Source organism: Streptomyces gilvus, assembly GCF_022513565.1.
GTDB classification, from domain to species: Bacteria; Actinomycetota; Actinomycetes; order Streptomycetales; family Streptomycetaceae; genus Streptomyces; species Streptomyces gilvus.
In genome coordinates this window covers 1-16,480 of sequence record NZ_JAKWBE010000014.1, presented here as the reverse complement: position 1 = coordinate 16,480, position 16,480 = coordinate 1, and the positions used below count along the sequence as shown (strand labels likewise).

14 protein-coding genes are annotated in these 16,480 nt (G+C 67.0%); 7 read left to right on the top strand and 7 right to left on the bottom strand.

What is annotated here, in order from left to right:
• Positions 1-1,689: 1,689 nt before the first annotated feature.
• The gene (locus MKW14_RS21885) at positions 1,690-2,343 is read right to left on the bottom strand and encodes a response regulator transcription factor (RefSeq protein WP_240864767.1); all 654 of its coding nucleotides are present in this window, start codon (positions 2,341-2,343) and stop codon (positions 1,690-1,692) included.
• Positions 2,344-2,689: 346 nt separating this feature from the next.
• Here MKW14_RS21885 and MKW14_RS21880 point away from each other — a divergent pair, with 346 nt between their 5' ends.
• On the top strand, positions 2,690-2,932 hold the full coding sequence (locus tag MKW14_RS21880) for a LysR family transcriptional regulator (protein WP_308314618.1): 243 nt from the start codon (positions 2,690-2,692) through the stop codon (positions 2,930-2,932).
• 83 nt (positions 2,933-3,015) lie between these two features.
• Here the strand turns inward: MKW14_RS21880 and MKW14_RS21875 are convergent, their stop codons facing one another.
• Positions 3,016-3,558, bottom strand: a complete 543-nt coding sequence (locus MKW14_RS21875) for an RNA polymerase sigma factor (protein ID WP_240864766.1) — start codon at positions 3,556-3,558, stop codon at positions 3,016-3,018.
• Between the two features lie 388 nt (positions 3,559-3,946).
• Here MKW14_RS21875 and MKW14_RS21870 point away from each other — a divergent pair, with 388 nt between their 5' ends.
• The 6 genes from MKW14_RS21870 to MKW14_RS21845 all read left to right on the top strand — a co-directional run bounded on the left by MKW14_RS21870 (position 3,947) and on the right by MKW14_RS21845 (position 9,951).
• Positions 3,947-5,479: a protein kinase domain-containing protein gene (locus tag MKW14_RS21870; RefSeq protein ID WP_240864765.1), complete on the top strand. Its 1,533-nt coding sequence runs from the start codon at positions 3,947-3,949 to the stop codon at positions 5,477-5,479.
• Positions 5,480-5,804: 325 nt separating this feature from the next.
• Positions 5,805-6,809, top strand: coding sequence for a DUF4331 family protein (locus MKW14_RS21865; RefSeq protein ID WP_240864763.1), 1,005 nt, complete (start codon positions 5,805-5,807; stop codon positions 6,807-6,809).
• Positions 6,810-6,850: 41 nt separating this feature from the next.
• Positions 6,851-7,567 carry a hypothetical protein gene (locus tag MKW14_RS21860; protein WP_240864762.1) on the top strand — a complete coding sequence of 239 codons (717 nt, stop codon included), beginning with the start codon at positions 6,851-6,853 and terminating at the stop codon, positions 7,565-7,567.
• Positions 7,564-8,154, top strand: a complete 591-nt coding sequence (locus tag MKW14_RS21855; protein ID WP_240864760.1) for a cytochrome c oxidase subunit 3 — start codon at positions 7,564-7,566, stop codon at positions 8,152-8,154. The genes MKW14_RS21860 and MKW14_RS21855 overlap by 4 nt, the downstream gene beginning before the upstream one ends.
• 3 nt (positions 8,155-8,157) lie before the next feature.
• On the top strand, positions 8,158-8,394 hold the full coding sequence (locus MKW14_RS21850) for a cytochrome C oxidase subunit IV family protein (RefSeq protein WP_240864758.1): 237 nt from the start codon (positions 8,158-8,160) through the stop codon (positions 8,392-8,394).
• A gap of 294 nt (positions 8,395-8,688) precedes the next feature.
• Positions 8,689-9,951, top strand: a complete 1,263-nt coding sequence (locus tag MKW14_RS21845; protein WP_240864756.1) for an MFS transporter — start codon at positions 8,689-8,691, stop codon at positions 9,949-9,951.
• 162 nt (positions 9,952-10,113) lie between these two features.
• Here MKW14_RS21845 and MKW14_RS21840 read toward each other — a convergent pair whose 3' ends face one another.
• From MKW14_RS21840 to MKW14_RS21820, 5 genes are all read right to left on the bottom strand, one after another.
• Positions 10,114-11,619 (bottom strand): GMC family oxidoreductase, encoded by a 1,506-nt coding sequence (locus MKW14_RS21840; protein ID WP_240864754.1) that lies wholly within the window; start codon positions 11,617-11,619, stop codon positions 10,114-10,116.
• 106 nt (positions 11,620-11,725) lie between these two features.
• A complete protein-coding gene (locus tag MKW14_RS21835; RefSeq protein WP_240864752.1) occupies positions 11,726-12,688 on the bottom strand; it encodes a LysR family transcriptional regulator in 963 nt (320 codons plus the stop codon).
• On the bottom strand, positions 12,685-13,839 hold the full coding sequence (locus MKW14_RS21830; RefSeq protein ID WP_240864749.1) for a D-alanine--D-alanine ligase family protein: 1,155 nt from the start codon (positions 13,837-13,839) through the stop codon (positions 12,685-12,687). The genes MKW14_RS21835 and MKW14_RS21830 overlap by 4 nt, the downstream gene beginning before the upstream one ends.
• Positions 13,840-13,957: 118 nt before the next feature.
• Complete coding sequence (locus MKW14_RS21825; RefSeq protein WP_240864747.1) at positions 13,958-14,749, bottom strand: M15 family metallopeptidase; 792 nt, start codon at positions 14,747-14,749, stop codon at positions 13,958-13,960.
• Between the two features lie 65 nt (positions 14,750-14,814).
• Positions 14,815-16,059, bottom strand: a complete 1,245-nt coding sequence (locus MKW14_RS21820; protein WP_240864746.1) for an MFS transporter — start codon at positions 16,057-16,059, stop codon at positions 14,815-14,817.
• Positions 16,060-16,480: the final 421 nt, after the last annotated feature.

Below are 16,480 nucleotides of genomic sequence, written 5' to 3'. Positions count from 1 at the left end.
ACGATCAGTCCGGGAGATCGGTCCCACGGACCGGCGATGGTGGGAGAGACCGGCGTTGTGGACGGGCTCGCCGTCTCAGGGCCGGACGTCATCCGTTCCCATTCGTCCAGCGTGCTTGCGGCCGGCCACGCAGCTTCCTGCCCGTCGTCCTCGTTCGGCCGGCCTCGCGTTCTCCTGATGAGGGTTCGGAGATACAGGGATGCACGGGGAAACACGTGGTGTCAGCCCCGCCGAGAGGGGCGCGCTGAAAGGGCTGCCTGGATGGCGCCATCGGCGACTCTAGGAGTGGGCTCATGGGTCAAAGCCGGTCGTCGAGCTGGTGAGGCACGGAAAAGGCCCACAAGGCTTCCCGTTCGTACCGACCGCGGACAAACCGATGAGCGCCGGCGGCGCGATCCCTGACCACCGGCACCGGGTGGGCACAAAAGGGACGGCATTGCTCCCGTCCGTGCCCGGTCGGGACTCCCGCAGCCGCATCGCATCGCTCAGCGCCCTACGGTGTTTCGCGTCGGTCACTGCGGGACCTCTCACGAGGCCACACCTTGAAGACCGCCGAGCCGCTCACGGCTTCGGACCCGTGGAGAGCGGCCGGCTGATGTTCATCGTGTTCCGCGGCGTCACCGGCGCTTCGCCGGGCGGTCTCCCTGACGCGGCGGGGCACGGACGCATGTGTCCCCAGCAGCGGAACCTGCCGCGTGCATCGCGCGGTTCCCGGTTACGGACAGAGCACCGAAGCCCGGGTCAGTTGTCGGACGGAGGCCAGAAGGAGATGTGGGAAGGAACGGTTACGCCTACCCCCTCGGGTGCGGTTGCCCCCTCGGCGGGTGGTGCGGCCGGGGCGGAGCGCTCTGCCTGTGGGCACGCCTTGACCGGAATGCACGAGAGACGTGTGTGTCGGAGGTGCTGCCATGCTCATCGCTGACATCCGAGACACGGCCACTCGCTCCCCCTTGTCCGAGGAGAACGTCACCTATCCCGTGAGTGTCGTTCTCTCGCTCGGGCGAGAAGAGACGGCGCCCCTGCTCCGTGCCATGCGCAGTCAGCATCTACTGCCTCCCCTGAGCCACGTGTGGGGCTCCGAACACGCTTATGACGCCCTGTTGCACGAGACCGGCACTCCACTCGCCGTCCTGGACGTGCCGAGTCGCCGCTGGAGCGAAGGCCTTGCAGAACGTGTACGCGTGCTGAGCAGAATTTCCTCCGTCGTCGTGCTCGTACCCGACCGCACAGGGCCCGCGGAACTCCTGTCGGCCGGAGCCGTCAACGTCGTTCCCCGCGACACACCGTCCAAAGAGCTCGGCAGCAGAATCGCTGCGGAACGACGGTGGCTGGATGCGAGGCCGCCCGCACGGCAGCGGGCGACGACGGATCCGTGGGAGTACGACCTGCTCCGTCCACAACACCGCTCCCAGCAGGTGCTGTTCGACCTCCTCTGTTCCGCATCACGGCCGTGGTGCTGTCACGACCTGTGTCTGATGCTCGGCACGGCCGCGGAACCGATGACTCGCAGAGCGTTGCAGGCCAGGATCACACGGCTCGAGGAACGCCTTCTGCCTTACGGCATATCGGTCGACTGCACGGCCCAATGGGGGCGTACGACATACATGGGGCTTGTCGAGGCGCCCGGGAGAGGGTGAGCAACAGCGATGGCCGATCCGGAATTCGGAGGCCAGAGGACGGGGTGCAGGGTCATATGAGTTTGTTGCGGATGGCGTAGGAGACCGCGTGCACGCGGTTGCGGAGTCCGAGGCGGTTGATGACTCCGTAGAGGATCTTTTTGATGTTGCGTTCGGAGTAGCACATCGTCTCGGCTATCTCGGCGAGGTCCAGGCCCTGCGCGACGAGTCGCAGCACGTCGATCTCGCGGGTGGTCAGGCCGGACGGTGTCAGGCCCTTGGGTACCAGTACGTTGCGTTGGAGGCGGTCGGCCTGGTCGAGCAGTTCGCCCTGTACCTCGGACGGCAGCAGGGCTTCGCCGGCGGCGACCGCCAGTACGGCGCGGATCAGGGGCTGCGGCTGAGTCTCGGCCCGCCAGAGGACGGCTCGTACTCCCCTTTCGGCCGCGACCGTCAGGTCCGCGTACCAGCCGTCGTTGACGACCAGCACGATGCGTGCCGGGGGTGGCATGGGCAGACTCCGCAGGGCCTCCAGTGTGGAGTTGTCGGCGGTCTGGACCGCGGCGACCACCACGTCCGCCTCTGCCACCGTCGTGAGCGCCAGCTTCGGTCCGCGGCTCAGACCGGCCGCCAGGCCGGCCTGTGTGATGGGGTCCGCGGCGTCCACGGCCACCGACACCGAGGTGGAGGGAAGTTGCCTGACGGCGCCGGCGTGAGACCGGGTCACCGGCGGATCCATCGGACCGATGGGAAGACACCGGTCCGTGTCGATCTGGCGCTGCATCGGCACCAGCCGTGCCGGAGCTTCCATCGGAAGGCTGCTCATCGCTGCTCGCTTTCTGCATTGAAGTACCTGTGGGGTCAGCGCAGTTGGATGCAGCCGGCAGCCAATTGGTTCGCATCGATTTTCATCCGTCTGACCGCGGGAGATCTCGCCCAACTCCACCCCGCGCCACGCCGACGCCCGGTCGGGCCATCGTGGACCGGTCGGCGGCGACCCCGCCAATGCCCATCTGTTCGAATCTGAAGCCGTTTCGGCATACGGCGTCATGGCCGCCGTTAGCATGACCGCCATGGATCTCGAGATGCGCCGGGTGCGCTACTTCGTGGCGGTGGCCGAGGAGTGCAGCTTCGTGCGAGCGGCGAGCCGTCTGTACATGACTCAGCCGGCACTCAGCCGTCAGATCCGGGCGCTGGAGGAGGATCTGGGCGTGGTCCTCTTCCTGCGGGACCGGCAGGGCACCGTCCTTACGCGGGCGGGACACCAGTTGCTGGAGGACTACCGGACGAAGATGAACAGCACGCCTCGGCCATGACGGCAACATGATGGTCGTCTACCAGGGACAGGCCGCCTGGAACGCCGGCGCGAAGCTATGGACGACCGCGCGTCTCGTCCAGGTCAGGCGAGCCACTCGCGCACATGGCGACGCGCGGCGCTGATACGGGACTTGACGGTGCCCAAGGGCAGCTCGGTGCGCTCGGCGATCTCCGCGTAGCTCATGTGACAGATGTCCCGGTAGATCAGCGGCAGAGCCAGAGAAGGATAGTCACGCTCGAGACGATCGAGTGCCTCCAGCAGGTCGACGCGGTGGCCGGCGATCACGCTGGTGTTGCGCGGTTCCGGCGGATACACGGCCTCTATGGCCAGGGGCAGTTCGGCCCACCGGCGTTTCAGCTCGCGGTACTTCTGACGAGCACAGTTGGTGACCACCGTGTGCAGCCAGGTGCTGAAGCGGCTGCGCTTCTCGAACGTGGTGATGTTCTGGGCCACTTGCAGCAGCACATCCTGCGCTGCTTCCTCGGCGTCCTGGCGGTTGGGCAGGAACCGTCCGCAGCGACGCAGTACTTCCGGGTGGATCGCCTGTAACAGGGCGTCCAGCGAGGCCGGGTCGCCCCCCACGGCCAGGACAGCGAGATGTTCGGCGTCAGGGGGGAGCGGCACGGAAGGCATTCCTCGCGTTCAGGGTCTCGGACGACTCGGGGCCGCACAGTGCGCGTCCCCCAGCACGCACGCAGGCACGTGATCGGTCATCGCACGCTATCGGCAAGGGCGTTGGGCCGGTGCTCAAAGAATGGAGATCATGTTGGGCCTGTGCACATTGCGTACGACTGCACCACGCGTCGACACTGACGCATAGGCATCTGCGGTCGCAGGACCCGGCATGTCGGACGGGCGTCCGGCAAGGTGCCCTCACCGTCTCGACGGTGTGAGGCGGTGACCGGAACCGGTAGTTGCTCCTGCGCGGCGCAGCTGGCAGGTGCCGACTCCGCCGCAACCACCCCCGGGCCGGTCGAATGTCGAACGGCAATTGCGTTGGAGTTCCGCCCTCATGTCAACACTCGTCACCGTCGGACGTCATCGCCTGCAACGGCTCCTGGGCCAAGGCGGCTTCGGCATGGTCTGGCTCGCCTATGACGACCTGCTCGAAGCCCCGGTCGCAGTGAAGGTCATGGCGGAGAAGTGGGTTCACCGGCTCGACCTCCGGGAGCGTTTCCTCGACGAGGCCCGGCTTCTGCGCCAGGCCCAGTCGGACCGTGTCGTCCAAGTGCATGACATCGGGGAACTGCCCGACGGACGCCCGTACTTCGTCATGACCTACGCCGACGGCGGAACCCTTGCCGACCGGCTGCAACAGGGGCCCATGTCCGTCGACCAGGCCCTGCGGTTCGCGGTGCAGGCCGCACGGGGGGTGGCCGACCTGCACGCGGCCGGTATCGTGCACCGTGACATCAAGCCGTCCAACATCCTGCTCCACACGGTGTCGGGCGGCCGTGAGCGGCTGCTGGTGGCCGATCTCGGCCTGGCCAAGAGCCTGGCGCAGGCCTCCGGACTGACACAGGGCGTGGGATCACCCGGCTACATGGCCCCCGAGCAGGTCCCCGAGGACATCCTGGTCGATGTCGACGAGCGGGCCGACGTCTACGGTCTGGGCGTACTCACCTACGAACTGCTGACCGGCAGCCTGCCGGGCTCCACGGGGCAAGCCGACTGGCCCGGGCCGCCGCACCCCCAGGTGTCGGCGGCGGTCCGGCGGGTGACGCGACGCGCCCTCGAACCGGAGCGGGAGCGGCGCTGGGACAACGCAACCGCGTTCGCGGACGCACTCGAAGCCGCCCATGCCATGACCTTCCCCAGGCGACTGTTGCGGACCGTGGCACCCGGCGGGGGCACCTCCAGAAGGAGAGTGGGGGCTCTTCTCGCCGGCACCGCCGTCATCGTGACCGCGGGGTTGGCCACACGCGGGGTCTTCGACGCGGACTCCGCAGTGGACACGAAGCCCCGCGCGGGGGCCGGCAGCACCACGACCGCCGAGCCACACGCGACGACCACGGCCTCGGCTTCACAGCCCAAGCACCGATCAGCCGCCGTGGCCGGTTCGTCGGCCTCACCCACCCGTTCCGCCGCGCCGCCGTCAAGCTCCTCAACCCTGGCCGGCGCCAAAGCGACGCAGACAGCGGGCCCTTCCAGCAAGGAGACGGACTCGGACTCGGACTCGGGCTCGGGCAAGGTGGTGTCGGCCTCGCCGAAGTGGACGACGTTGACCGTGCGGCACGACCAGCAGCTGATGCCGGGCGAGTCCTGGGCGACCAACCGGACGACCATGACGATGCAGACCGACGGCAACCTCGTCATCTACGACGAGGATCACCACCGCCGCTGGTCCTCGGGCACCTCGGGCACCGGCTATCGCGCCATCATGCAGGCCGACGGCAACCTCGTCGTCTACGACAAAGACACCTGGGGTGTCTGGAGCAGCGTCACTTCCGGCCACGACGGCGCCTATCTCTACCTCGGGACCGACGGCGACGTCAGCGTGGTCTACCAGGGCACCACCCTCTGGTCCGCCGGCACCCAGCACTGACCGGTCGCCCTCCGTGATGCCCCGCTGCAGGCATTTTCCGGGGGTTGGTCATGCCGAACCGGCATCCCGAAGCACCGGACAGGCATTGGCGACGTGTCATCGGCCCGGGTCAGAATGCTCGACGTGACCCACAGGGGCCCGGGCGTGCCTGGCCCAGAACGTCACCCCGCCACGAGCCACGCTCGACTGATCGAGGTGGCCGGTACCGCAGCAGCCCACTCAGGTTCACAGAACCGAATGTCCCGATTGCGCTGCACACAACGACTGCCGAGCCGGCACGGCATCGCCATGCCTTGCCCTGCTCGCCCTCATGAAAGGTCATCCAATGTCCCACCACCAGGATTCGGCCGCCGCCAAACAGGATCCCCGCCTGGACATCAGCGATGTCTATGTGTTCAAGGGGCGCAACGGCACTGTCTTCGTCATGAACACCAACCCGGTGTCGGCGGACAAGGGCTTCCATCCCGAGGCGCTGTACGAGTTCCACATCGACACCGACGACGACGCGGTGCAGGACCTGACGTTCCGGTTCCGATTCCTCACCGCCGAACCGGGCGGCCGGCAGGCTTGGGTGCTCGACCGGCTCACGGGTGCCGCGGCCATCGACCGCGACGCCTCGGGAACCCTCGTCGCGACCGGCCGGACGGAGGAGATCGTCACCACGCCGGACGGCGTCAAGGCCTTCGTCGGCCGGGCCGGAGACCCGTTCTACCTCGACGGCACCGTCATCACCGCGGTTCTGACCGCGCTGCGCAGCGGCGCTCCGGTGGACCTCTCGGCGTTCGACCCGCAACGGGCCTCGAACCTGTTCGCCGGCACCAACGTCACCGCCATCGTCCTCGAAGTACCCGACGAGCTCATCGGATCGGAGACGATCGGTCTCTGGGCCACCACCGCGCTGGACGACCACCACGGCGGCTGGCTGCAGATCAACCGGTGCGCGAAGCCGCTCATCAGCACGTTGTTCGATGTCACCGAGGCCGACTTCGACGACTACAACGCCACGGATCCACGTGATGACCTCGTCAACTACGGAGAGCTCGTGCGCCGGAAGGTCGCGGGACTCGTGTCCGCCAATGACACGCATTCCGACCCGGAGGGCCACGGCGCCGCGACGAGGGACATCATCTTCCCGGATGTCCTGCGCTACCAGGTGGGCACGGAGGCCGGCTTCGGCGCGAAGGCCCGCAACGGCAGGGGCCTCACCGAGTCCGCTCCCGAAGCGGTGTTCGAGATCGTGCTGAACGCTCCTGTCGACATGGCCCTGGACGCGAGCGACGCCACGGGGACGCTGCGCGCCGAGTTCCCGTACCTGAGCGAACCGGCATGACGCGACCGACAAACTCTCTTCCGCAACCTGGAGATTCCACCATGTCCCGCCGAATCCTGATCGCCTGCGCGAGCTTCGGTTACCTGTTCATCGCACTGTTCTTCGCAGCCCTGTTGATCGCCCATTGGATACCACCGATGGCGCCGAGCTGGTCGGCGGAACGGGTAGCGGCCTTCTACACGGACCACGCCAACTCGATCCGTACCGGCCTCGTGGTCATGCTCGTCGGTGCCGTGGCGACCGCACCTTTCGTCGCGGCGCTGGCAAGCCTCATCCGGCGTATCGACTCGCGGCTGGCGCCGTTGGCCGCCGTACAACTCGTCTGTGGCGCCGCGAACGTGGCCGCGATCTTCGTACCGGTCCTGATCTTCACCGCGACGGCCTACCGGCCGGACCGCTCGCCCGACATCACGATGGCGCTCAACGACCTGGCCTGGATCACCCTGGTCATGAACGCCTTTCCAGCCATCGGGCAAGCCACCGTGGCCGGAGTGGCGATCCTGGCGGACAAGCGACCCACGCCGCTCCTGCCCCGCTGGTCCGCGTACCTGAACTTCTGGATGGCCTTCCTCTTCCTGCCGAGCATCCTGCTGACCTTCTTCAAGACCGGTCCCTTCGCCTGGAACGGCATCCTCTCGTTCTGGGTCGCAGCCGGCGCGTTCGGCGCCTGGTTCCTCGTCATGACGTTCCTGATGGTGCGGGCCGCGAGCCGGGTGGAGGACGACCGGGCCCCGGCCGTCCTCGAAGCCGCGGTATGACCGCCACCGCGGCCGAGACGGAGCACTCGGCACCCCAGCACCACCGCCACATCCCCGGCGAGCCAGGTCTCTGGATCTTTCTCCTCGGCGACATGGTCATGTTCTCGGTGTTCTTCGGCTTCGTCGCCGTGCTGCACGGCCGGCACCCGATGATGTTCCGGGCTTCGCAGCGGGCCCTTCATCCAGACCTGGGGCTGCTGAACACACTGCTCCTGCTGACCGCCTCAGCGCTGGTGGCCCGCGGGCTGCGGCAGCTGCGATCCGGCATACCCGCACGGACACTGCCATGGGCGCTTCTGTGCGCACTCGGGTTCGCTGCCGTCAAAGGCATCGAATACGCGCTCGTGATTCATGACGGGCATACACCGAGCAGCAACGACTTCTTCATGTATTACTTCGTGTTCACCGGCATTCACCTGGCTCACCTAGCCATCGGGATCGGCGCGCTGACGGTTCTCATCGTCCTGTCCCGTCGGCCGGCCCTGAGCCGGGGCAAACTGCTGGTCGCCGAGGGGGCGGCCGCTTACTGGCACATGGTGGATCTGCTCTGGCTCGTCCTCTTCCCGCTCTTCTACCTGGTGGCGTGACACATGTGGGTCTTTCCGGCACTCGTCCTGGCCACACTGTCGAGCTGGCTGCTGGGCATCGAAGACAGCACGTCGACCTCGATCGGCTGCGCGGTCGTGGCGATCGCGTTGATCAAGGTACGCCTGGTCGGCCTGCATTTCATGGAGTTGCGCAACGCTCCGGCGGCCCTCCGTGGGGCCTTCGAGATCTACGTCGTGATCACGGGCGCCACTCTGCTCACTCTCTACCTCGTCCTCTGATCCCGTCCGCAGGGAATCACGGAATGCCTTTCAGTGGAATGCCGATTCGGCATGGGTGACGACGACATCGGCATTGGCGATATTCGACGAGTTCCTCAATAATTCTTCCCGTGACTCCCTTACGGGAAGGAGTCCGTGAGCGGGGGAGGTGAAAAAATGAAGAAGCAGCACTCCTGGTAAATCGAACGACCGCTCCGGCCTCGTCTTTTTGAGGCCGGAGCGGTCGCATATTCCGCGCAATATCCGCCATCGCGAGAAACAGGAACAATCACCTTGCGGGCCCCACGTCCTTCGGTGCCGACGCCGCTGCGCCACTCCGCGTTCAGAAAGCTCTGGTCCGCCACCACGCTGGCCGCCCTGGGCGATGCCATATCCTCGGTCGCCCTGCCGCTGGCCGCGATCACGGTCCTCGGCGCCGACGCCGTACAAAGTGCCGTCCTGTCGGCCGTGATCTGGCTCCCGAGCCTGTTCCTGGCCATACCGGCCGGCTCCTTCGCCGACCGAACGGGATACCATCGCCGCCTCATGGCAGGCGCCAATCTTCTACGGGTCGCCGCCCTGAGCAGCGCGCCGATCGCGACGGCCCTTGGCGTGCTGTCCCTTGCTCAGCTGGCCGTCATCCTGGCCGTCATCGGCCTGTGCTCGGTGCTGTCCAATGTCAGCGAGAGCGGCCTGTTCGCCACCACCCTGCCATCCGAGCTCTACGTGGCTGGACAGGCGGCCTCCTACACCGGGCAGACCGCCGCGCTCCTGGCCGGACCTGCCGTCGGGGGACTGCTGGTCCAACTCGCGGGTGTACCGGCGGCGATCGGGGTGGACGCGGCCACCGCCGTCGCGGCCGCACTGTTCCTCCTCCGGCTGCGCCCGGTCGAGCGTCTCCAAGAGCCCAGCGCTCCGCAGAGCCGCGACCGCCGGCCGGGTCTGGCCTTCATCCGGCGGAATCCACTGATCAGGACGGCCCTCGCGGTCACCGCCACCGGCAACTTCTTCAACATGCTCTTCTTGTCGGTTCTCGTCTGGTACTACGTCCACAAGCTGTCCCTGACCAGCGCCGAGATCGGGTTCGTATTCACCGCGCAGGCCATCGGCGGACTCGTCGGCGCGGCCGTGGCTCCCCGGCTGGCCCGCCGCATCGGTCTGGGCCGGATGCTCCTGATCGGTTGCGTGCTGTCGCATGCTCCGCTCCTGGTGATCCCCGCCGTCGGCACCACCGGAGGCCTCGTCTTCGCCCTGGTCGTGGCCTCGACACTGCTGGGCGGCGGCGGTGAGTCCGTCCAGGACATCTCGGTCGGCTCCGTGTTCGCACTGGTGGTGCCCCCACACCTCCGGTCGCAGACCCGGGGTGCGTACCAGACCGTGAGTTTCGGTCTCCGGCCGCTGGGCTCGGTCGTCGGCGCCCTCATCGCCGCGACAGCGGGAATCCCCGCAGCGCTGTGGATCGGCGCCGTTGGCGGAACACTTGCCTGTCTCTGGCTTCTCCCCGCACGCCTGCTGTCGTTCCGCGGACAAGGCGACCCGTCCGAGGAGCTCGAGAGCGCCACGCTTCTCCCGCAGTAGTGCAAGGAACTTTACCGACAGCGGTCAACCCTCGACGCCGATGAGCGGTCAACCGCCGACGCCGAAACCGGGGTACTCACTGCGCCGGCCCTCGAAGGACCGGGGCGCCGGGGGCTGCGTTGGGATGGGTGTGTCGATGACTTCCCGACCATCATTGGGTGCTCAGGGCCGTGGCGCGTCCCGTCGGATGGTGTCGGCGGCCCGTTCGGCGATGGCCAGGACGGTCGCGTTTACCCCGGTGTTGGGGATGGACGGCATCACCGAGGCGTCCGCGACACGCAGACCGTCGATGCCGTGCACTCTCAGGTCCGGGTCGACGACAGCGAGGTCGTCCATCCCGATCCGGCAGGTGCCGACGGGGTTGTGGAAAGTCGCTGCATTCCCGCGGATGTAGGTGACGAGGTCGTTGGCCGTTCCCGGAGCGGTCTCCCGGGCACCCCATGGACGCCAGGCGGGCATGCGGCCGATGTCTCGCGCGATACCGAGGGCGGCGAGCATGGCGGACACGTCGCCGCTGTCGGCGAGGTAGTTCGGGTCGATCAACGGCAGCCGGCCCGGGTTCGCGCTCCTGAGCCGAACCGTTCCGCGGCTCGCGGGCGCCGTGTGGGCGAAGGCGAGCGTGTGCCCGTACTCGGGCGTCTGGACGTCCTCGATGTCCGCAGGGGCGTCGAGCAGCATCAGCTGAACGTCCGGAGCGGCCGTCGCGCCGGTGTGCGTCAGGGCGCTGACGGTGCTGAAGCCATGGCTGGTGATCAGCTGTCGCCCCGTCTCGTAGACCACGGGACACTGCAGGTGGTCGTGCAGGTTGGCGCCCACGCCGGGCAGATCGGCCCGCACCGCTACGCCGACGTCCCGCAGGTGTGCGGCGGGACCGATTCCGGAGAGCAGCAACAGGTGGGCGGAGGCCACCGTCCCGGCCGTCACGATCACTTCGCCGCGCGCCTCGGCATGTTCCACCGTGCCGAGGGACGTGAATTCCACGCCCGTGCAGCGTCCGCGCTCGATGAGCAGGCGGTTGACGCTCGCCTCGGTGGCCAGGTGCAGGTTGGGCCGGTCGAGCACCGGGACCAGGTAGGCGTCCGCGGCGCTCTGCCTGCGGCCGCCCGCGCCCGCGAGGTCACACCAGAAGGCGCCGTGCCGGCGTTCGCCGTTGATGTCGTCGGTGAGTTCGTGGCCAGCCTCGGTGAGCGCGTCGAGGAAGGTCGACGACCCGTGATCCAGCCGGGTCGTCGGCGCCGCCCACACCGGCCCGATGACGCCGCGAAGAGCGGGGTTGCGGCCCATCGCCGTCTCCGTCCGGCGGAAGTACGGCAGCAGCTCGCTGTAGCTCCAACCCTTGGCACCGTCGTCCGCCCAACCGTCGTACACGGCGCGGTGCCCGCGCACATGCATCATCGCGTTGATCGAACTCGACCCACCGAGAACCCGCCCGCCGGGCCAGTGGTGGCTGCGCGACAGCGTCCCGGACTGTGGTGTCGTCCAACGCGACCAGACGATGTCCTTGGCGGGAAGGAGCGGGAGCGCGACCGGACGACGCAGGGCCGGCGGCCCGATCGCCGAGCCCGCCTCCACCAACAGCACCTCAGCCGCCGGGTCCTCGGACAGACGCGCCGCGACGACACAACCGGCCGTCCCACCACCGACCACCACATAGTCGTAGGCGGTCATCTCTCTCCCGCCCAGCGCCGCCCGGAAGCCCAGCTCCGGCTCCGTCCTGCTCCGACGTCATGCAAGCGCAAGCCACGACGACACGCTTTGAGTGCCTGACACATTGTCAAATAGTATTTCTGTCAAGTCGAGTTTCGTATTCCGCTGAGCATTGCGAACCGAGCGCCGCGATGACGATTTTGACGAACTTGTCGATGGAGGGCATCTTTCGATTCCTGGCGTACGCCAGCGCCACCAAGCGCGGGGCAACTCCCGTGAGCTGGACGTAACGGATGTCGGGACGACGGTAGAAGTCGGCGAGGCCCGCCGGGACGACGATGAACCCGGTGCCGGACGCGACGGCTTCCAGGCTCTCCTCGATCGAGACGGGCAGGCCGGCTTTCGGGCGGTGAGGCGCTGGCGTCGCGTCGAAGTCGCTGCCGCGCCACTCCGGTACGTCACCGGGTTCCTGCAGCAGGCGGTAGGGCGTCAGCTCGTCGATGTCGACGAGCTGTGCCTGCGCCAGCGGATGGCCGTCGGCAAGCGCGAGGACGCGCGGCTCCGGGAACAGGGGCACGATCTCGAAGGTGTCGACCAACAGGGGCAACCGAACAAAGCAGACATCCACCCGACCGTCGAGCAGGTGGTCGACCTGGTCGGTGAGCGCCGTGTGCAGCACCTGCACATTGATCTCAGGCGCCAACGCTCGGAATTGCCTGAGGATCGGCGTGACAATGACGCCTGGCATCAAGCCGATGGTAAAGTCGTGTTCCGCACGGCTTGCGCGGCGAACCCGCCGCTGCAAAGCCAGCGCTGCAGCGAGCAGCGGCCGTGCGTCCTCCAGCAACTGGCCACCGGCCGGGGTGAGCACCGTACCCAGCGGGCCACGCTGGAGCAGTGACGCTCGAAGATCCTCCTCAAGAGCGCGGATCTGCCGGCTCAATGCCGGCTGCGTCATGTCCAGTCGTTCGGCGGCACGCACAAAGCTGAGCTCTTCGGCAACTGTCACGAAATAGCGCAGACGTCGGAGATCGATATCGATGACGTCAGTGTTGGCCCTGCCGATTTTCCTTTCGGACTGTTTCGTCATCTGAGCCCGGTGGTCCGTCGCAGCGCAGCCTGAAGCAGACGATCCACCAGGTCTCCGTACCGAATGCCGGTGGCTTGCCACATCTGTGGGTACATCGAGACGGGAGTGAAGCCGGGCATGGTGTTGATCTCGTTGATCACGAACTGTCCCTCCTCCGTGAGGAAGAAGTCCGCACGGACCAGGCCCTCGCAAGAAGCCGCCTCGAACGCCTTGAGCGCGAGCCGACGCACCTCACTGGTCTGGGTGTCGGTCAGTGGCGCGGGCACCATGCCGGGGGTGGAGTCGAGGTACTTCGCCTCGAAGTCGTAGTACGAGCTCGCGTCGGGTGCCGGGATCTCGGCAGGCACGCTGGCGCGCGGGCCGTCGGGGAACTCGAGCACGCCGCACTCGATTTCACGTCCCCGCACCAGGGCCTCCACGATGATCTTCGCGTCGTGCCGGTGCGCCTCCGCGATCGCGTCCTCCAGCCCCTCTCGGCCGTCGACCCGGGTGATACCGATCGACGACCCGGCACGTGCCGGTTTCACGAACAACGGCCAGCCGTATCCGTCCGCGAAACCGCTGATTCTCGTGAGGGCACCTGCAGGATCGGACTGCCACTCCCGGGGCCTGATCACCAGGTACGGCCCGACGGCCAGGCCGAACGAGCTGAACACCCTCTTCATGTACTCCTTGTCCTGGCCGATCGCCGAGGCAAGAACGCCGGCGCCGACATAGGGGATGCCGGACAGTTCCAGCAGACCCTGCACCGTGCCGTCCTCGCCGTACGGTCCGTGCAGTACGGGGAAGACCACGTCCACTTCGCCGAGGACCTTGGGCTCCGCGCCGCGTTCACTGCTGACGGCAGTGCGATCGGTCGGGTCGACGGAGACGACGATGGTGCTCCGGTCCGAAGCGATGAGCTGCTCGACCGTGGGCTGCTGCCGGTCAGCCATCGCCATGCGCTCGGGATCGTCCGCGGTCAGAACCCAACGCCCGTCCCGTGTGATCCCGACGGGCAGCACGTCGTACTTCGTCCGGTCGATGGCCCGCAGTACGGCCCCCGCCGTCACGACGGAAATGCCGTGCTCGGAACTCCGGCCGCCGAAGAGGAGCACCACGAGCGGTCTGCGGCGCGATCCGGACCGAGGAAGGGTGGATTGTTGGGTCATGGTGTCTTTTCCTTCGCTGGCGATATTGCTGACGGCAGGCGTACGGCGACGTCCCTCCGGACGAAAAGACGACGCCGCACGCCGGTGGACCGAATTCGTCGGTTGTCCCGTCAGCTGGTCAGCTGGTCAGGGAGGAGCGGGAGATGGGGAAGTCGAAATAGGTGGACGGGTAGGGCTCGGCGGCGAAGGTGAAGTGCCACCATTCTTCGGCAAGATTCACGAATCCGAGAGACTCGAGTTCGTTCTTGAGCAGCAGTCTGTTGCTGTGCTGTGCTCCGACGATGCGCGGGTCGAGCGTGTGCGCAAGCGTGTCGAAGCAGTCGAATCCGGTGCCCATGTCGATCGAGTTGTCCGGGAACCGCTGCACTGCCGGCGCATAGCACGGCTTGAGCTTCTCCCCGGGAACGTACGGACGTGTCGGGTAGGCCGGCAGCCTCACGAGCGTGAGATCGATCGTGCTGCCACGACTGTGTCCCGACTTCGCCGCGATGTACCCGTCGGTGAACAGGTTGGCCTTGTCCACCTGCGGGTAGAACTCGTCCTTCATCTTCAGGTCGGTCAGGTCCTTGGCCCACTCGACGAACTGATCCACCGCGCGCTGAGGTCTGTAGCAGTCGTACACCTTTAGCGTGTAGCCCTGCGTGAGGAAGTAGCGCTCGGCTTTTGCCAGAGCCTTTGCCGCCGGGGCGGTGACGATGCACAGCGGTTCGACATAGCCGTTTATCGGCGTGCCGATGAAGTTGTGGGCCGTGCTGTAGCGGATGTCCTGCAGAATCGCGGGGGCCACATCCTGGAGCACCACGAAATCTGCGGGCGCCTTGTTTTCGGTGTCGGCTCTCGCGGTGACGGATGCTTTTGTCATTGCGGCAAGGACGGCCACCAGAAAGGCCAGCACCACTGGGACGCGCATTCGCGCGTTGTTGATTATCACGATCCCGAACTGAACATGATGCGGAACACAATGTCACCTGTCTTTTAGAGATCTTTACGCGATGAGTGGGCGGAAAATTTTCCCAGAGCCGCGAACGGTGCCAGCGAGAGCGCAATGACGAAAAGGCCGAAGAACAGCGTGCAGTGCAGGAGGCCGTATTCGTTGACGAGCAGGCCCGCGACCAGGACGGGGACGCACATCGCCGTATAGGTGATGGTGTAGATGGCGGACATCAGCCCTGCCCGTTCCGTCGCGAGTACGTTCGCTGTCACCAGACGAACGCCGCCCTGGAAAGCGGGTCCGAATCCCGCACCGGCCACCGCGGTGCCCACGTACAGGGCAGTGCGGGAGTCCTGGTGCACGGCCAATAACGTGACCGCCACTCCCGACGTCAGAAGCAGTGAGCCGCTCAAAGCTGTTCGGCCGGCATCGGCGCCCCGGGCCAGCAGCACGGCGGGGACCGCGCTGGCGGTCAGCAGGGACACAACCAGGCCGTCGGCGGTCGCCGATCCCGATCCTGTGATCCCCTGGACCAGATCGGGCCCCAGAGACAGATAGAAGCCGCCCAGGGCCCAGACAGCCACGAACACGGGTGCGGTGACGAGGAGTGCCCGGCGACTCGACCGGGGGGCGCGGATCCGTGGTCGTAAGGAGGGCATGCCTCCCGGCCTCGGCGGCCTCGACTCCGGAAGGAACGCCAGGCCGAACGTCTGCAGGGTCATCATGCTGAACAGCAGGATGTACACACTGCCGAGGTGAGCAGGAACCAGGTCCATGAGCAGGCTCGTGCCGAGCGTCCCCAACGCCATACCGAGGAGCGGAGCGATGCTGACGAACAGGGCGCCCCACCGCTTGGCCACGTCGAGCAGGGCAGCGCCCAGTGCACTCGTCGCGGCACCTGTCGCCAGCCCCTGGAGCGCGCGGGCGAGGATCAGCGAGGTCACGTCGCCGGCCTGGAGAAAAAGCAGCATGGACAGTGCCTCGAGGGCGAGCGCGCCGCCGATGACCGGCCGCCGGCCGAGATGGTCGGAGAGCGAACCGACGGTCAGGAGCGAGACCAGGACGCTCAGGCAGTACACGCCGTAGATCACGGTGACCGTGACGGAGGAAAAGTGCCAACTTGCCCGGTAGACACGGTAGAGCGGGGTGGGGGCACTGGAGGCGACGAGAAACGTGGTGAGAACGCCGGATAAGAAGACAGCCGACCTCCGGCGAGTGACCACGCCGTCGGCCCGCGAGCGGGGCGGTCTGACCCTTGCTTCGGACTTGATCTGAAGCTCTTCGAGCATCGTCGTTCGGCTCTCTGTACCGGAGGGGCGAAGGGGAACACGTGGTCGGCACCCACAGGACGCACGTCACTTGGCCGGTAGGTGTCTTCCGTGGTCATCGCCCCTGCGACGGGCCACGGTCGCCCGCAGAGTGCGGTACGCACCGGCGGGCCGCACTTTCCATGATCCAACGCTGCGGGCGGCTCGACGGACGTCGGTACGGCCTCCCTCTGAGGGGATCGGAGGGAGGCCGACGTGGACCACGCTAGGGGACCGGTGGACGCGCTCACGGCTGTCGCAGCGCATCGGGTACCAACGGGACCTCGACAGGGGCCGAACAGACACCTCGCCACCGCGAGTACTATCCGGCACCCGGGCGCACAGGTCGGCATCCGCCTCGGCACCGGGACCCAACCAGCCAGCTGAACTGCCCTTCTGCGCC

What these genes read in the sequence shown, in the direction of transcription:
- MKW14_RS21880 (WP_308314618.1), top strand. Translation starts at nt 2,690, where the DNA reads ATGGATCTCGAGATGCGCCGGGTGCGCTACTTCGTGGCGGTGGCCGAG.
- MKW14_RS21870 (WP_240864765.1), top strand. Translation starts at nt 3,947, where the DNA reads ATGTCAACACTCGTCACCGTCGGACGTCATCGCCTGCAACGGCTCCTG.
- MKW14_RS21865 (WP_240864763.1), top strand. Translation starts at nt 5,805, where the DNA reads ATGTCCCACCACCAGGATTCGGCCGCCGCCAAACAGGATCCCCGCCTG.
- MKW14_RS21860 (WP_240864762.1), top strand. Translation starts at nt 6,851, where the DNA reads ATGTCCCGCCGAATCCTGATCGCCTGCGCGAGCTTCGGTTACCTGTTC.
- MKW14_RS21855 (WP_240864760.1), top strand. Translation starts at nt 7,564, where the DNA reads ATGACCGCCACCGCGGCCGAGACGGAGCACTCGGCACCCCAGCACCAC.
- MKW14_RS21850 (WP_240864758.1), top strand. Translation starts at nt 8,158, where the DNA reads ATGTGGGTCTTTCCGGCACTCGTCCTGGCCACACTGTCGAGCTGGCTG.
- MKW14_RS21840 (WP_240864754.1), bottom strand. Translation starts at nt 11,619, where the DNA reads ATGACCGCCTACGACTATGTGGTGGTCGGTGGTGGGACGGCCGGTTGT.
- MKW14_RS21835 (WP_240864752.1), bottom strand. Translation starts at nt 12,688, where the DNA reads ATGACGAAACAGTCCGAAAGGAAAATCGGCAGGGCCAACACTGACGTC.
- MKW14_RS21830 (WP_240864749.1), bottom strand. Translation starts at nt 13,839, where the DNA reads ATGACCCAACAATCCACCCTTCCTCGGTCCGGATCGCGCCGCAGACCG.
- MKW14_RS21825 (WP_240864747.1), bottom strand. Translation starts at nt 14,749, where the DNA reads ATGCGCGTCCCAGTGGTGCTGGCCTTTCTGGTGGCCGTCCTTGCCGCA.
- MKW14_RS21820 (WP_240864746.1), bottom strand. Translation starts at nt 16,059, where the DNA reads ATGCTCGAAGAGCTTCAGATCAAGTCCGAAGCAAGGGTCAGACCGCCC.